The following is a 14161-nucleotide window of genomic DNA, read 5'->3' on the forward strand; positions in this document are numbered from 1 at the left end:
CCTTCGTCAAGGTTGAACAAAAGCGTTCGCCCCACCGGTAGGAAGGCCGGACGACCTACTGGCCCCCTTCGGAGAACGCGGCAGGACTGTTGGCCAGCAGCGCCTCGCGGTCGATGGTCTCGACCGCCGCGAGCGCGGCATCGGCCTCGCTCCGTGCCTCGTGGATCCGCTCACGCACCGTCAGCGTGTCCGCCTCCCGTCCGGCGTGCTCGCTCGCGAGTTCGTAGAGGTCGGCGATAGCACGGTCGTAGCGTCGACATGCGAGGAGCCCCTCCACCGTCCGGACCAGCAGGTCCGCCTCGACGGGCGTCTGGAGCCACGCGTCGAACCCCTGCGCGACCACGTCCCCCTCGGGGCGCTCGGGAGACAGCAGCACGGCACGGACGCTGAACCCCCGGTCGCGGACCGTCGCGATCAGCTCCGACGCCTCGCGGTCGGGCAGGTCGCGGTGAACGACGAGCACCTCGACCCCCTCGTCGATGCACGTGAGTGCCTCCGCTCCGTCGGCGACAGCCTCGGTACTGACGAGGTCGACGAGCGCCGTCCGCCAGCGTTCCCGCTCTCTCTCGGAACCGCCAACCACCAACGCCGCGCCGCACGCCGACTCCGACATACGTTCCACTACCGGCATGGCTCGTTTAATCCTTGTGTCAATCACTATCCGGCAACCGCTTGCGACACGACACCAGTTGGGGCCAGCCCCGGTCACAAGCGCCGGGCCGCACGCGGCCCTGGCCGCCCGCCCCCGCGAATCGAAACCCCTAACATCGAAACCGCCGGACCGGTGAGTGAGCCGAGGTAGCCTAGCCTGGCCAAGGCGGTTGCTTCGAGAGCAACTGTCCTCACGGACTCGGGAGTTCAAATCTCCCCCTCGGCGCTCACTTGTCTCGGCGGCCGGATCGATATCACCCCTATCGCGGAGCTGTATCCCCGACATCGCCACGACGGAGCGTCACCGACAACGGCGAGCACCGCCGCTATCGCAATCGGATTGGGTCCCCGTCGGGAACGCCCGTCCATGACGGACGACCTCATCGAGACGCTGGCACACCGCCTCGAGACCGAGTTCGACTGCCCGGACGAGGTGGCCGGCGAGATCGCCGCGAAGGCCGACACGCTCGTCACCGACTACGAGGACGCCGGGTTCGACGCACAGGCGTTCATCGACCGCATCCACGAGGCTCCCTACGACGAGTTCGACCGCAAGTGGAACTGGGCGGTCGGCGACATCTGTGGTGAGCTGGACGACTGCACCGACTCGCGGCCCTACCGACTGGAAGGGTTCGGCGATGTCGGCGCGACGAACTGAGCCCCGACACCCCTGCTGCCCTTCCTGCGCCCGTCAGTAGCCGGGGTCGCGCTCGTCGGCCGGCCGCGTTCCCGAGGCCGGCTCGTCCTCGACCCGGTCGCGGGCGAACCCGCCGCGGATGGCGAGCCAGCCGAGGATGCTGATAGCGAGGATAGGCGGGAGGATCATGAACCCCCAGAGCGGGTCCAGCCCCCAGAACAGCAGCAAGAGCACGTCCGCGACCCCCAGCGCGAGGAAGGGAAGGATGTAGAGCGCGGCGGTCTTCCGGCCCACCTCGAACTTGCCGGCGTCCATAGCTGTCCGTGAGGGGCGGAGCGGCAAAAACCGTCCGTCTCCGGTCGTGGGTGGCCGTGACTCACTCGTCGTCGCTCGCCACGTCCTCACCCTCGACGCCGCCGCGGTCGGGCACCCCGCCCTGGAGTTCGAGTCGCCGCTCGTCGCCGGCGATGGCGCGCGCGGCGACGTAGCTCACCAGCGCGACCCCGAGAACGATGGCGGCGTGGAATGCCAGCAACGGCTCGCTCCCGGACCCGTACAGCGGCAGGAGGCTGAACAGCCCCACGAACGCCGCGATGATGGCCACCGGAACGAGGTTCACGAACAGGTCCGACAGCGTCCGCCCGTCGAACACCTCACGGTGGCTCACGTCGTACCACGCCCGCTCCTCGCTCGGGTCGTCGGTCGGCATCCGCCCGCACGTCGGGCTGCCGGCGGCATGGGTCCTGCGTCCCCGGCGAGGGTGACCGTCTCCGCACCCCGTGTGGCCGCCGCTTCTCGCCCGCGTCACTCCCCCTGGAACTCGGGTTCGCGCCCCTCCAGTCGCGCGTCGAACCCCTCCCGATAGTCGGCCGTGTCGTCCAGCTCCCGGCCCAGCGCCCGCTCCAGTGCCAGTCCCTCGTCGAGCGGCGTCTCCAGGGCGGCGTTCAGCGCCTGCTTCGCGTTCCGCAGCCCGAGCGGTGCGTTCTCGCAGAGGTCGTCCGCGAGCGCGCGGGCCTGCGCGTCGACCGCCTCGTCCGGGCAGACCTCGTGGACGAGGCCGATGTCGTGGGCCTCCTCGGGGTCGATGAACTCGCCGGTGAGGACGATCTCCTTGGCCTTCGAGAGGCCCACGAGCCGGGGCAGCCGTTGCGTGGCGCCGCCGTGTGGGAACGTCCCCAGCCGAACCTCGATGACGCCGTATTTGGCCTCCTCGCCGAGGACGCGCAGGTCGCAGGGGAGCGTCAACTCGAACGCGCCGGCGGGCCCGGCGCGCTTGATACCCGCGACGACCGGCTGCTCGCAGGCATCGACGGCGTCCAGCAGGTCCGGGAACGCCGTCTCGGTCACCTCGCTGTCGTCCTCGACGCGGTTGCGCATCATGTTCAGGTCCATCCCGGCACAGAAGACGGAGCCCTCGCCGAGCAGCGTCACGGCCCGAACTCCGTCGGCGCCGGAGACGCGCTCGAACGCCTCGGTGAGTTCCGCGATGACCTGCGGATTCATGGCGTTGCGCTTGTCCGGCCGGTCGATGACCACGTCGGCACGGTGCCCCTCGGTCTCGATGCGGACCAGTTCCAGGTCGTCGGCAGTGACAGCCATACCCCGGGGTGCAGCGGCGTGGACTTGAAACCGTGGGCGGCCGGCAGTGGGCGACGGTGTGCCCGACCGTGAGAGGTGCTGCCGCGACCGCACCGGGCATACGTCGTCGGTCCGTACCCCGCGCCATGCTGCGGCCACCGTTCCCGCTCCCGCTCCCGAGCCTCGGACGGCGTGACCCGCCGGCAGTGCCGGTCAACGACTCGCTCGACGAGTACGCCGACTGGCTCCGCGGGTCGCGGCTCCGGCGCCTGACGGTCTCGAAGACCGTCGTCGACGAGGTGCCCGACGAGTTCACGCGGACCCGCCTCGCCGCCGTCCGCGAGGACGCCCTTGCCAGCTACCGCGACGGCCGCCGCCGCGACAGCGTCCACGTCGTCGAGTACCCGGACCGCTGGGAGCTCCACATCGACCGGTACAACCCTCGGTACGAGCCACTCGGCCACGTCCTCGTCGACGCGCCCGAGCAGACCGCCGAGGCGGTCGGCGAGGCGCTCGGCCTGGACCGGGTGCTGGGCTTCGGCCGGCGCGTCGGGCGCGTCGCGGGCGCCGCGCGGGAGAACGGGGACGACACGGATGTCGACGCCGACTCCGACGAGGCCGAAGCCGAGGACGGGGGCGCCGAGGCTACTGGAACGGACGGAACCGCAGAAGCGAACTGAGCCGCGAACCGGAGCGTCAGGGGATTAGGTGCCGGCACTGCTGTCGCCGCTCCCGCCACGCTCGGCGGGACTCGGCTTCTCGTCACCGCCGGGCGTCACGCCGGAGACGGCCTCGCCGAGCGACTCGATGGAGCCGTCCAGGAAGCCGCCGATTCCGTCGTGGATGTCACCCACGAAGTCCGGAACCACATCCGGCAGGCCACCCGGCGGGCCCACGTTCACGTCCACGCTCGGGCCCGTGTCGCCGTCCTGGTCGTCGGCCGGTACGTCGTCGGGTGCCTGGCCCGGGGTCGCGGCGGCCGCGCCGGCGCCCAGTACGAGCAGCGCCAGCAGGGCCGCGATGATGTGTCGCAGATTCATGTTCGTTGCCTCCACCCCCATCTGGGCACCGGGCCTACTTGAGGGGATGAACTCGTTCAGACCGTTCGGCCCTTTCGTGGCCTGTTGAACGTGAAAACGGCAGATCTGAAGCATCTGAACGGAGCACGAGCCGCCGATACCAGGACATCGTGGCCGCCGGATATATACGCGTGAACGGACGGCGGCTCAGCCACCGTCGGCGAGCGTGACCTGCTCGCCGGGCGGGTCCTCGTCACGCGAGACCCAGAACGCGACCCGCCGCGCGACCAGATAGCCGTCCACCGTGTCGTCCTGCGGGTGGGCGTCCTGGACCCACACCGTCCGCTCCTCGCCGAGGTCGCTGGCCCACTCCCGGGCGGCCTGCTTCGAGTCGAAGTCACGGCGGGCCCCCCGGTCACGGACCCACTCGCCGGCCGTGACGCTGGCCTGCCGGGCCGAACGCTTCACCGCGACGACGTAGCTCACACTCGTGGCTACACGGGGTGTGGCAAAAGCTTTCACGACCCTCGCGGAAGCATGTGTAGGGATGGCACACGAGGCCACGGTCAGGGGACTCGGCGTCGGCATCGGCGAGGACGGTCCGGAGACGCCGGTGGTGTTGCTCGCCGCCGACGGGCGGGTCGTTCCGATATTCATCAGCGCGGACCAGGCACAGTCCATCGGCCACGCACTTCGAGGCGAGCCGTTCAAACGACCGCTCACGCACGACCTGTTCGTCGACATGGTCGCGGAGTTCGGCGGCGCCGTCGACCGCGTCCGCATCGACGGGCTCGCCGAGGGGACCTTCCTCGCGAAGCTCGACGCCGAGCAGTACACGAACGGCGAGCGCCGGACGGCCACCTTCGACGCCCGGCCCTCCGACGCCATCGCCGTCGCGCTCCGGGTCGACTGCCCGATACTCGTCGACGAGGACGTGCTCGACCGGGCGGGGCGCTCGCCGGACCAGTTCGACATCCGGCAGGAGCCCGGACAGGGGCCCGAACGGGACCGCAGCGAGGAGTGAGCGGACGGCGTTGGCCGTTCTGGGTCTGTTGGAATCCTCACCCGGTGATAGGTTTCTGCAGCCGCACTGAATAGATAGCGCTCAGTCAGCAAGAGCACGGTTAGGCAGCACGAAACCGTGCTGGTCACGATGAGACGCATGATCGGGCCTCGAAATCCTCGTGGCAAACGAATGGTAGCCTCGAAAGAAGCAGAGTCTTTGGTTCATGCAGGCCCCGGCCTGAATATCATATAAACTCCTGGCTATACGAAGGAATCGTTGTTAGCAGCCCCGCCTCGGACTCGTCCACATGTCGTCAGACTGGACGGACCCCTCGGATGGGAACACGACCCCTTGCGAGGCTGTACCAGATGTCGAGGGAGCCAGCCCAGCCGTAGAGTGTTGTATCGATAATCTGGACTCCGAGAGCCGCCGGGCAATCGAGGCCAGTGACAAGTCGGTCGACGTTCGGTACTGTCTCCAACGGTGTGGACGCTGCTACAAGGAACCGTTCTTCGTCGTCGATGGTGAGGCAATCACCGGAGCCGACCACTCAACGCTTCTCGAAACGCTGGAGTCCGGGGTGACCCACGATGCGTGACCTGAACGTCCTCTTCATCTCGATCGATAGCCTCCGGCGGGACATGCTCGGGGCCTACGAGTCCCCGTTCGACTGGGTCACCGAGATGGGAGTTGAGACTCCCAACCTCGATCAGTTCGCCGAGAAGGCCATCACGTTCGACAACCACTACGCCGGGAGCCTCCCGTGTATGCCGGCCCGCCGGGAGTGGGATACTGGGATTCAGGAGTTCCTCTGGCGGGGCTGGGGACCGATCGAGGCGTACGACACGACACTCGCCGAGAAGGCCCGCAACGCTGGCGTGCTAACGAAGCTACTCACGGACCACTTCCATCTCTTCCAGCACGGCTCAAGCGGATACTACGAGGACTACCACGGGTTCGAGTTCGTCCGTGGACACGAGGACGACCTCTGGAAGACACAGCCGTACGAGGCCGACGAGGGGCTCTTGCAACAGGTCGGCTACGATTTCGGCGGGGAGCAGGCTGAAACGACTGCGGAGGTGACGGATGCCGCAGCGAACCCCAATCACGTTCTCGACCCCTACGATCTGGAACACTATCGGCCGCGCTGGAAATACGTCCGCAACGTCGCAGAGTTCGATGACGAGGACGAGACGGATTTCTTCGCCGCGAAGGTGTTCTCCAGGGCGGCCGACTGGCTCCGGACCACCAGCGGATGGGACCAGTGGTTACTTCGGATCGACGAGTTCGACGTCCATGAGCCGTTCCACTGCCCGGAGCCGTACGCCTCGATGTATACGGACGAGGACCCGCGTGACCCGGAGCTACCCGTCTGGCCATACTATGGCCGGACGGACAGAGGGCAAGCGGCGCTCACTGACCGCGAGCTGTCGTTCATCCGCTCGCAGTTCGCCGGGAAGGTGACCATGGTCGACACCTGGCTTGGCCGTGTCTTCGATGCGCTCGACGAGCAGGACCTCTGGGACGAGACGGCCGTCGTCATCACGTCCGATCACGGGTTCCTCCTCGGCGAACACGGCTGGATCGGGAAGATGAGTCCGGACTTCGACCTCGTCGCGAAGACGCCGCTGTTCGTCTGGCACCCGGATAGCCCCGAGTCGGGCTCGACTGTCGAGGCACTGACCTCGGCCGTCGACCTGCACGCGACGGTTCTCGACCTTCTGGGTGCCGAGAGCGACACCGGGACACACAGCGAGAGCCTGCTCCCGACCATCCAGGGAGAAGCCACGGAACACCGGGACTGGGCGCTCTACGGCTGGTGGCACTCGGATATCAACGTCACCGATGGAACACACACCTACATGGCACCCATACAGGAGGATGTCCCGTTGTACAACTACTCGACGATGCAGATGAGAGCACAGAGTCCGTTCACTCCGACAAGCGGCTACGAGGGTGCGGAGTCGGGGCCGTTCCTCCCGTACACCGACGTCCCGGTCTGGCGACAGCAGTACCCCTCGGCATCCCTGGTTCGGCAGCCCAGACTGTACGATACCGACGCTGACCCGCGCCAGTCCGACAACATCGTGACCGAATCACCGTCGGTGAAGACGGAGATGGAGGAACTACTGCAGGACGCGCTCGAGACCATGGAGGCTCCCGAGGAGGTCTTCGAGCAGTACGGAATCGATCGGTGAGATGCCCGGACGAATCACTCATGCCCGATTGCTTGTCTCCCCGAGCGTTGATGGGCCTCGGAGATAATCGGGTATCATGCGATTTGCTACGTTCACGTTCCGGCATCCCGATGGGGGGCTGCAATCGCTCGGCAGGGCCTTCGCCAGTGCCGATGACGTGGCCCGGGTCGCGGTCCACTCCCAGCGGTTACTCGACGATGGGCAGGCGATCTACCTGTACGAACTTGTCGGGGATGCTGGAACTGTCCGGGATGTCCTCGACGAGACCGATATCGCCACCAGCTATCAGGTGGTCCAGGGAACGGAGTCCGTGTTCGCGTATATCCACTTCGAGCCGACGCCGACTGCCGAGCAGCTCCTCCGGGCACCGGGAGAGTACGGGCTCCTCATCGAAGGGCCGGTGACTATCCGAGACGACGGAACCCTCGAGATCACGCTCGTCGGCGAGGAGGAAGACATCAGGAAGGCGTTCTCCTCGCCCCCTGACGATCTCACGGTATCAGTCAAGCGCGTCGGTGACTACCATCCCGGTGCAGAGCAGCTGTTCACGAACCTGAGCGAGCGCCAGCGTGAGGTGCTTCGGACGGCCCACGAACTCGGATACTACCAGGACCCGCGTCAGGTTACACATCAGGATATCGCCAGCGAGCTGGATTGCACGCCGTCGAACGTCGGTGACATCCTCCGCCGTATCGAGAACAACATCATCGGCGAGATAATGACTGCCCAGTTCGGAGCTACGTCCGGCAACCCTTCCTGATTCCGTCCCGTCTCCGCCAGAACATCTGCCCGGATATGAATGTCTTTGCATGCGGAGGAACGGGCGTTAGTCACAGACCCTCACACCCAGTCCTATGCCACACTCCGGCATCAGCCCATTCGAGATCGACATGTTCGTCGACCATCTCGATGGTCCCGTCGAGGTGACCGACGGCGTCTACTACTACGCTGAGTTCAGCGGTGTGACCGCCTTCGAGACCGAGGAGGGCCTCGTCCTCGTCGACACCGGTCTCGAGGATAACGCCCCGGCCCTCGCCGAGACGATCCGTACGGAAACTGACCAGCCCGTCGACACCGTCGTCTACACGCACGGACACCTCGACCATGCATTCGGATTGGAGGCGTTCCTGCTCGAAGACCAGTCGGACCCGAGGGTCATCGCTCACGAGAACATGCCGGCTCGGTTCGACCGCTACGAGCGGACTTCCGGCCACAACGAGGCGATAAACGCCCGTCAGTTCGGTGGCACTGCGGCCGAACAATCAGCTGGTGATGGCGAGAGCCAGTTTCGGTGGCCCGAGTATCCGCCCACGATCTGCTACCGTGACGAACTGACCCTCGATATCGGAGGGCTCACCTTCGAGGTCCGCCATTCGAGGGGCGAGACGGATGACCACTCGTGGGTCTACTGCCCCGAGAAGGATGTCCTCTGTACGGGTGACTTCCACATCAATGTCGCACCGAATCCGGGCAACCCACAGAAGGTTCAGCGCTACCCGGAGGAGTGGGCCGAAACGCTCCGTGAGATGGCGGCGCTGGCCCCGCACCACCTCTGTCCAGGGCATGGCGAGCCCGTCGTTGACGCACCCGACGAGATCCAGAACCGGTTGGGGAGTTCGGCCGAGTATCTCGAATCGATCGTCGAGCAGACCATCGACGCGTTGAACGACGGCTCGCCACCGCATGTCGACATCATCCACGAGGTCGATGCGCCCGACTGCGACGCCCCGTGGCTCGCAGAAACGTACGACGAGAGCGAGTTCATCGCGCGGAACGTGATCCGGCGCTACGGCGGCTGGTGGTCGGGACGTCCATCGGAACTCAAACCCGCACCGCGCGAGCGTCTCGCGTCGGAACTTGCCTCGCTGGCGGGCGGCGCCGACGTGCTGGCCGACAGAGCGCTCGCGCTTGCCGACGAGGACGTGCGACTGTCCTGTCATCTAGCCGATTTCGCCCTCGAAGCGGCGCCGGGGAACGAATCTGTACAAGCAGCTGTTGCGGAGATCTACAGACATCGCGCCAGCGAGGAACGCAACCTCATGTCGGGGAACCTCTATGCGGCGGCGGCCGCGTACGCAAGCGAGGGGCGACCGTTCAGATGATTCCGACGTGTACCTGTGGGGGGAATCATGCGTAGGGACTTCGACCTGCTCTCGGGGCGGATCGGCGTGGTAGAGGCAACGGCGCTACTCGTCGGAAACGTCATCGGAATCAGCATCTTCACGCTACCGGGACCGCTCGCCGCCGACGCCGGGCCACTCGTCGCGATCGGTATTCTGGTGGCGGCCATTCCGCTCGGGTTCGGGATCCTGATCAGCTTCCAACTCGGGAGCGCCATTCCCGTCGCCGGTGGAAACTACGTCTACGCGAGTCGATTGGTCCACCCATTCGCCGGATTTCTGATCCCGTGGCTGATTCTCCCCGGCGTGTGGGCTGGCCTCCTGTTCATCGGCGACGGGTTCGCGGAGTACGTCGGCGTCTTCCTATCCGTCCCTGACCTCGCTCTGGTCTATGCCCTGCTCGTGCCGTTCCTGGTGTTGAACATCGTCGGTATTCGACCCCTGGCCCGTGTCCAGCTCACACTCGTTGTCGTGCTGTTCGCGAGTATGCTGGTGTTCATCGTTCCTGGAGCGTTCTCCATCACCCCATCGAACTATACGCCCGCACTGCCGAACGGCGTGGCCCCCTTCGCTATCGCAGTGGTCTCGCTGTACTTCCCGCTCCGTGGCTTCGGGCTGATAACCGCCCTGGGTGAAGAGCTCACCGAGCCCGCACGGAACATCCCGCGGGTACTCGGCTACAGCGCGGCCATCTCGCTGACGATGTTCGTCTCGCTGGTGGCGGTCCTCGTTGGCGTGGTCAATTGGCAGTCACTGGCTGGCGTCGACGCTGCCGTACTCGTCGCCGCTCGGACGTTCCTTCCCGACCCGGTAATCGTGGCCGTGGCGGTCGGCCCCGTCGTCGGCGGACTCACATCGCTCAGCACCACGTACACCGGATTCTCGCGATCACTCATGCGAGCGGCTCGAGACGAACTGCTCCCTCGGCGGCTCGCGGACATCCACCCAGAGTTCGGAACGCCGCATGTGGCACTACTGGTTCTCGGAATCCCACCGTTGGTGGTTGCGCCTGTTCGCCCCTCGCCAGTGATCCTCTCGATCTGGATCGCACTCGCGGTGCTCACCGCTGGGACGCTCAAGGCCGTCGCACTATGGCGACTCCCGGCGGTGTATCCGGACCGCTACGCGGAGGCGCCGGTGACGTTCCCCCAGGGGATGCTCAAGACCGTGGCGGTTCTTGGTGCGCTCACGTCACTGGTGTTGGTGTTCGTCGTCGCCACACAGCTCCCCCAACTCCTCGGCGTCTTCCTCGGCCACATAGCCCTCGGGTACATTGCATTCCGACTGCGGGTGCGCCAGCTGGCTGGCCGCGGGACGGACCTCCGATCTACCCTTCGTCAGCTGGCGTCCCACGAGTGAGGCTCTCGAGTCGCGGTACTCCGGGGCTACGTCCGGTGCGACGAGGGGACCCCGCTTGCCGAATTGAGTGTCGTCGCGTACCACATCCACGCTCTGTCTCTTTCACGTCGTTACTGTCAGCAGTTGAGGATTCAACAGGGTCGTCGTTCCGCATCCGCGCGCCGCAGGCGCGCGGTTCACCGGCCGGAGCGCCCGAAGGGCGCGGAGTCCGGCCTCTTTTCTGAACGTTTTCTGCCGTCATCAGAACGCGGCGCGTTCTGATTGCCCGTGGAATCGCGGCGCGATTCCACGACCGCGAGTGGTTCGCCGGCGGAGCCGGCGAACCCGAGCGGGAAAGAAGCTCTACTGGAACCTGACCCCGAGCCCGTGGAGCCCCTCGTTCTCGCTGGCGAGATTGACCAGCAGCGGCGTGACTGCCTCCACCTCGCCGGCGTTGGCGATGCCGCCGCCGTCGAGCGCCCGCAGTCCCGCGATACCCTCGGTGATGTCCATCACGGTCCGCTTCGCGTCGTCGTCGTCGCCGACCACGACCGTGTCCCACTCGAACGTGGCGTCGAGGTCCGCCAGGCGGCCGGCCGGGAGGTTGTGGAAGGCACCGACGACGGGTACCTCGTCGGGTGCGGCATCACGCGCGAGCGCCGTCACGCTCCCGTGCCCAGGCGGGTTGTAGTGGAGGCCGTCCTCGTCACGTTTCATCCCGACAGCCGGTGTCACGAGGACGCCCGTCAGCTCGTCGGCGACCGCCTCGATGGTGTCCGTGAGGTGGTAGGCCGGCACCGCCAGCACCACCACGTCCGCCCCCGCGGCGGCCTCGGGGTTCGCGTGGCCCGTCACCTCGGCCTCGGTGCCACGGCTGTCCAGCTCGTTCAGGTACTCCTCGGCCTTCGCCTCGGCCTTCGACGCCTCACGCGAGCCGATTCGAACCGCGTGGTTCGTGTCGTACGCCAGCCGGAGGGCGAGTCCCTCGCCGATGTCGCCGGTCCCGCCAAGCAGCGCGATATCCATACCCGGAGCGAAGGGCGCCCACACGGTAGGGATTGTGCTCTCGGAACCCCTTGCCTCACGAGCGGTCGTGTGGTCCGGGGGCGGGACACCCACACCGGGCGGTTCGGCGGGTCATCACTTCTCCCGCGGTGGCCCCGACCCGGTGACGGAACGGCGCTCGTCGGGTCCCTCGCGGTAGACGTAGATGTAGGAGGCGACGCCGGCGACGATCACCACGATAGGCACGAACGGGGCTCGAACCATCGGGTCCGCCGGGAGCAGGTACAGCACCGGCGCCCCGAGCAGCGCCATCAGCACCATGGCGGTGAGCAGGGACCGAGCCAGGCGTGACATATCGGGGACTGTTCCCGCAGTCAGATAGTGCTCCTGCCGGCATGGAACGGGGTTTCAACCGTGGTGCCGGTCGATACCCGGAGGAACGGTACGGCGAGCGACGGGCGGCCTACTCGGCGCCGTCGAGCAGTGCCGGCAGGTCGTCGACACTGTCGAGGACGGCGCTCGCCCCCGCCGTCTCGTACTTCCGGCGGCCGGAGGGGCCCGTGAGCCCGCCAGTCAGGACGCCGACGCCGTGGTACTCGCGGTCGGGGTCGGACTCCCGGGCGTTGTGGGCCGTCTCGATGTCGTCCAGCGTATCACCGACGAAGACGACCGACTCGGCGTCGGCGTCCTCCGCGACGGCGACGAGCGTCTCGGGCGCCGGCTTCCCGGGGCCGTCCTCCATCGCGTACACCCGCTCGTCCGGGAGCGTATCGAGGCCGACGCGTTCGAGCGCGATGGCGGCCTCGGCCCGGGGGCGTCCGGTCACGACGCCGAGTTCGCGGTCCGCGAGCGCGTCGAGCGTCGACGGGTCGAGCAACACGGGTTCGTCCTCGATGAAGCCCCGTTCCTCGCTCGCGAGCGGCGGTTCCCCGCCCTCCAGCTCGCGGAACCGCTCGTCGCCGAGGTAGAGCTGCTGGAAGACGCGCCGGAGCCGGTCACGGTCCCACTCGGCGTACACCCGCTCGCGGGCGTCCGGGTCCAGCAGGTCCGCGACGACCGCCTCCACCGCTTCGAGCCCACCGCCGGAGGCCGCGACGGTGTCGGTGAACGTCGTCACGGAGCGGCCCAGCCCCTCGCGGTACGCGAGGACGTACAGCGCGACCGCGTAGGTGACCGTCCAGTCGTTGTTGAAGCCGCCGGCGTTCTTGAACTGCTGCACGTCGTCGCTGTGGACCGTCTCGCCGTGGACGCGCTCGACGGACTCGACGACCGCACGCCGGTAGGAGTCGGCCACGTCGATGAGGACCCCGTCGACGTCGAAGACGACCGTATCCGCCCTGATGTCGCCCCTCACGGCGACTCACCTCCGTGTCGGGGCTGCGGGTCGACGGGCGACCGTCCCCCAGTGTCCACGGCCGCTCCCCTCCCCGGCGCGTCGGTCGCCCGGAAGAGCGTCCCCTCGTCGAGCGTCGTCGGCGTCGCCGGGACGACGGCCGGGTCGGCGCCCAGCGTGGTGAAGTAGAACGCGGCGCCGGCCCGGCGGGCGGCCTCGTGGGCGGGCCGCTGGAGCTCCGGCGGGCATCGGAGCGCGTACACGGCGTCCGCGTCCCCGTAGACCGCCGGGTCGGGGTCGGTCACGTCGTCCCGGACGAACGCGACGCCGTCGGGGACCGGCCGCTCGTGGATGTCGGTCGCGGTCACGGCACAGCCGCGCTGTGCGAGGTCGCGGGCTACGTCCGGTCGATTGCCGATGCCGACCTCGACCAGTCGGTCGTGTGTCGCGAGTCGGGCGACGAGTCCCCGGGTCACGGCCAGGGATAGGCGCTGGTGCGAACTTCAGCGTTGCGACCCGTACCGCGCCGGACCGGACGGCCATCGCGGAACGGACTCCGGCGACCCGAGGTACCCCGGCCACGCCGCTCGGGTCGGCCGTTCTCAGGACGCGAACGGGGGCGGGATGTTTATACTGCGCCCTACCCAATCGGCAGCTATGCATGTCGACATCGTGCCGGTGGGCGATGTCCCTGCAGTCGTCAAGCGGGAGGCCTCCTCCGGACTCCGCTCCGTGTACGACTGCGAGGTGACCCTGCACGACGGGCAGGACGTACCCGACGGCGCGTACGACCCCGGTCGCCAGCAGTACCGGGCAGAGGAGTTCATCGAGCTGGCCTCCCGAATCGGCAACGGGACCAAGAACATCGCTATCACCGGGCACGACCTGTACTACCGCCGCCGGAACTACGTCTTCGGCCTGGCCTACCTCTCGGGCAACGGCTCGGTCATCTCCACCTACCGGCTCCAGACCTCCACCGATGGGGGCTTCTCCAACAAGCCCGCCTCGGAGATATTCGCCGACCGCGTCCGCAAGGAGGTCATCCACGAGATCGGCCACACCCTCGGCCTGGAGCACTGCGACAACAAGCGCTGCGTGATGAACTTCTCACCCACCGTCCGCGAGGTCGATATCAAGGAACAGACCCTGTGCGGGAGCTGTCAGAAGCAGGTATTGTGAAAATCGGAAACTGGTGAAGTACCTCCGTTGCGAAGGAGTCGATGGCCGAGCCGATTGACTCCGATTTGCACACCTACTACGAGGATATCGAGCAGGT

Annotated in this window: 19 protein-coding genes and 1 tRNA gene; 10 read left to right on the forward strand and 10 right to left on the reverse strand. The window is 67.1% G+C overall.

Annotated elements, in window-relative coordinates:
- Positions 1–55 precede the first annotated feature (55 nt).
- Positions 56–613, reverse strand: coding sequence for a DNA-binding transcriptional response regulator (locus tag NL114_RS03535; protein ID WP_254823420.1), 558 nt, complete (start codon positions 611–613; stop codon positions 56–58).
- 179 nt (positions 614–792) lie between these two features.
- Here NL114_RS03535 and NL114_RS03540 point away from each other — a divergent pair.
- Positions 793–877, forward strand: a tRNA-Ser gene (locus NL114_RS03540).
- A 141-nt stretch (positions 878–1018) separates the two neighbouring features.
- Positions 1019–1309, forward strand: coding sequence for a hypothetical protein (locus NL114_RS03545; RefSeq protein ID WP_254823421.1), 291 nt, complete (start codon positions 1019–1021; stop codon positions 1307–1309).
- A 33-nt stretch (positions 1310–1342) separates the two neighbouring features.
- Here the strand turns inward: NL114_RS03545 and NL114_RS03550 are convergent, their stop codons facing one another.
- The 3 genes from NL114_RS03550 to NL114_RS03560 form a co-directional block, all read right to left on the reverse strand.
- Positions 1343–1603 (reverse strand): DUF8142 family protein, encoded by a 261-nt coding sequence (locus NL114_RS03550; RefSeq protein ID WP_254823422.1) that lies wholly within the window; start codon positions 1601–1603, stop codon positions 1343–1345.
- A 61-nt stretch (positions 1604–1664) separates the two neighbouring features.
- The gene (locus NL114_RS03555) at positions 1665–1997 is read right to left on the reverse strand and encodes a DUF6684 family protein (RefSeq protein WP_254823423.1); all 333 of its coding nucleotides are present in this window, start codon (positions 1995–1997) and stop codon (positions 1665–1667) included.
- Between the two features lie 95 nt (positions 1998–2092).
- Positions 2093–2887 carry an enoyl-CoA hydratase/isomerase family protein gene (locus tag NL114_RS03560; RefSeq protein WP_254823424.1) on the reverse strand — a complete coding sequence of 265 codons (795 nt, stop codon included), beginning with the start codon at positions 2885–2887 and terminating at the stop codon, positions 2093–2095.
- 125 nt (positions 2888–3012) lie between these two features.
- Here NL114_RS03560 and NL114_RS03565 point away from each other — a divergent pair, with 125 nt between their 5' ends.
- Positions 3013–3546: a hypothetical protein gene (locus NL114_RS03565; protein ID WP_254823425.1), complete on the forward strand. Its 534-nt coding sequence runs from the start codon at positions 3013–3015 to the stop codon at positions 3544–3546.
- A gap of 24 nt (positions 3547–3570) precedes the next feature.
- Here the strand turns inward: NL114_RS03565 and NL114_RS03570 are convergent, their stop codons facing one another.
- Together NL114_RS03570 and NL114_RS03575 are read right to left on the reverse strand one after the other, a co-directional pair.
- On the reverse strand, positions 3571–3906 hold the full coding sequence (locus tag NL114_RS03570; RefSeq protein WP_254823426.1) for a hypothetical protein: 336 nt from the start codon (positions 3904–3906) through the stop codon (positions 3571–3573).
- A gap of 186 nt (positions 3907–4092) precedes the next feature.
- Entirely contained in the window at positions 4093–4371 is a 279-nt protein-coding gene (locus NL114_RS03575) for a DUF8081 domain-containing protein (RefSeq protein WP_254823427.1), read from the reverse strand.
- A gap of 61 nt (positions 4372–4432) precedes the next feature.
- On the opposite strand from NL114_RS03575, the gene NL114_RS03580 reads away from it, so the two are divergent.
- From NL114_RS03580 to NL114_RS03600, 6 genes are all read left to right on the forward strand, one after another.
- Positions 4433–4909, forward strand: coding sequence for a bifunctional nuclease family protein (locus tag NL114_RS03580; protein ID WP_254823428.1), 477 nt, complete (start codon positions 4433–4435; stop codon positions 4907–4909).
- 289 nt (positions 4910–5198) lie between these two features.
- Complete coding sequence (locus NL114_RS21725) at positions 5199–5489, forward strand: DUF1450 domain-containing protein (RefSeq protein ID WP_350355396.1); 291 nt, start codon at positions 5199–5201, stop codon at positions 5487–5489.
- Complete coding sequence (locus tag NL114_RS03585) at positions 5482–7089, forward strand: sulfatase (protein WP_254823429.1); 1608 nt, start codon at positions 5482–5484, stop codon at positions 7087–7089. Before NL114_RS21725 ends, NL114_RS03585 begins: the two co-directional genes overlap by 8 nt.
- A gap of 76 nt (positions 7090–7165) precedes the next feature.
- Positions 7166–7849, forward strand: a complete 684-nt coding sequence (locus tag NL114_RS03590) for a helix-turn-helix domain-containing protein (protein WP_254823430.1) — start codon at positions 7166–7168, stop codon at positions 7847–7849.
- A gap of 163 nt (positions 7850–8012) precedes the next feature.
- Positions 8013–9191: an alkyl sulfatase dimerization domain-containing protein gene (locus tag NL114_RS03595; RefSeq protein ID WP_254823431.1), complete on the forward strand. Its 1179-nt coding sequence runs from the start codon at positions 8013–8015 to the stop codon at positions 9189–9191.
- 27 nt (positions 9192–9218) lie between these two features.
- The gene (locus NL114_RS03600; RefSeq protein ID WP_254823432.1) at positions 9219–10568 is read left to right on the forward strand and encodes an APC family permease; all 1350 of its coding nucleotides are present in this window, start codon (positions 9219–9221) and stop codon (positions 10566–10568) included.
- A 342-nt stretch (positions 10569–10910) separates the two neighbouring features.
- Here the strand turns inward: NL114_RS03600 and npdG are convergent, their stop codons facing one another.
- The 4 genes from npdG to NL114_RS03620 form a co-directional block, all read right to left on the reverse strand.
- On the reverse strand, positions 10911–11573 hold the full coding sequence (gene npdG, locus NL114_RS03605) for an NADPH-dependent F420 reductase (RefSeq protein WP_254823433.1): 663 nt from the start codon (positions 11571–11573) through the stop codon (positions 10911–10913).
- 114 nt (positions 11574–11687) lie between these two features.
- The gene (locus NL114_RS03610) at positions 11688–11906 is read right to left on the reverse strand and encodes a hypothetical protein (protein WP_254823434.1); all 219 of its coding nucleotides are present in this window, start codon (positions 11904–11906) and stop codon (positions 11688–11690) included.
- Between the two features lie 109 nt (positions 11907–12015).
- The gene (locus NL114_RS03615) at positions 12016–12894 is read right to left on the reverse strand and encodes a TIGR01548 family HAD-type hydrolase (RefSeq protein ID WP_254824672.1); all 879 of its coding nucleotides are present in this window, start codon (positions 12892–12894) and stop codon (positions 12016–12018) included.
- An 8-nt stretch (positions 12895–12902) separates the two neighbouring features.
- Positions 12903–13367 carry a UPF0146 family protein gene (locus NL114_RS03620; protein ID WP_254824673.1) on the reverse strand — a complete coding sequence of 155 codons (465 nt, stop codon included), beginning with the start codon at positions 13365–13367 and terminating at the stop codon, positions 12903–12905.
- A gap of 175 nt (positions 13368–13542) precedes the next feature.
- On the opposite strand from NL114_RS03620, the gene NL114_RS03625 reads away from it, so the two are divergent.
- The gene (locus tag NL114_RS03625; protein WP_254823435.1) at positions 13543–14064 is read left to right on the forward strand and encodes an archaemetzincin family Zn-dependent metalloprotease; all 522 of its coding nucleotides are present in this window, start codon (positions 13543–13545) and stop codon (positions 14062–14064) included.
- The last annotated feature ends 97 nt before the right edge of the window (positions 14065–14161 follow it).

Source organism: Haloglomus halophilum (assembly GCF_024298885.1).
In the GTDB taxonomy this organism is placed as follows: domain Archaea; phylum Halobacteriota; class Halobacteria; order Halobacteriales; family Haloarculaceae; genus Haloglomus; species Haloglomus halophilum.

Excerpts from the sequence above, each read along its gene's own strand:
- NL114_RS03585 (WP_254823429.1), top strand. The coding sequence starts at position 5,482 with ATGCGTGACCTGAACGTCCTCTTCATCTCGATCGATAGCCTCCGGCGG.
- NL114_RS03545 (WP_254823421.1), top strand. The coding sequence starts at position 1,019 with ATGACGGACGACCTCATCGAGACGCTGGCACACCGCCTCGAGACCGAG.
- NL114_RS03590 (WP_254823430.1), top strand. The coding sequence starts at position 7,166 with ATGCGATTTGCTACGTTCACGTTCCGGCATCCCGATGGGGGGCTGCAA.
- NL114_RS03535 (WP_254823420.1), bottom strand. The coding sequence starts at position 613 with ATGTCGGAGTCGGCGTGCGGCGCGGCGTTGGTGGTTGGCGGTTCCGAG.
- NL114_RS03600 (WP_254823432.1), top strand. The coding sequence starts at position 9,219 with ATGCGTAGGGACTTCGACCTGCTCTCGGGGCGGATCGGCGTGGTAGAG.
- NL114_RS03560 (WP_254823424.1), bottom strand. The coding sequence starts at position 2,887 with ATGGCTGTCACTGCCGACGACCTGGAACTGGTCCGCATCGAGACCGAG.
- NL114_RS03570 (WP_254823426.1), bottom strand. The coding sequence starts at position 3,906 with ATGAATCTGCGACACATCATCGCGGCCCTGCTGGCGCTGCTCGTACTG.
- npdG (WP_254823433.1), bottom strand. The coding sequence starts at position 11,573 with ATGGATATCGCGCTGCTTGGCGGGACCGGCGACATCGGCGAGGGACTC.
- NL114_RS21725 (WP_350355396.1), top strand. The coding sequence starts at position 5,199 with ATGTCGTCAGACTGGACGGACCCCTCGGATGGGAACACGACCCCTTGC.
- NL114_RS03610 (WP_254823434.1), bottom strand. The coding sequence starts at position 11,906 with ATGTCACGCCTGGCTCGGTCCCTGCTCACCGCCATGGTGCTGATGGCG.
- NL114_RS03555 (WP_254823423.1), bottom strand. The coding sequence starts at position 1,997 with ATGCCGACCGACGACCCGAGCGAGGAGCGGGCGTGGTACGACGTGAGC.
- NL114_RS03580 (WP_254823428.1), top strand. The coding sequence starts at position 4,433 with ATGGCACACGAGGCCACGGTCAGGGGACTCGGCGTCGGCATCGGCGAG.
- NL114_RS03565 (WP_254823425.1), top strand. The coding sequence starts at position 3,013 with ATGCTGCGGCCACCGTTCCCGCTCCCGCTCCCGAGCCTCGGACGGCGT.
- NL114_RS03550 (WP_254823422.1), bottom strand. The coding sequence starts at position 1,603 with ATGGACGCCGGCAAGTTCGAGGTGGGCCGGAAGACCGCCGCGCTCTAC.
- NL114_RS03625 (WP_254823435.1), top strand. The coding sequence starts at position 13,543 with ATGCATGTCGACATCGTGCCGGTGGGCGATGTCCCTGCAGTCGTCAAG.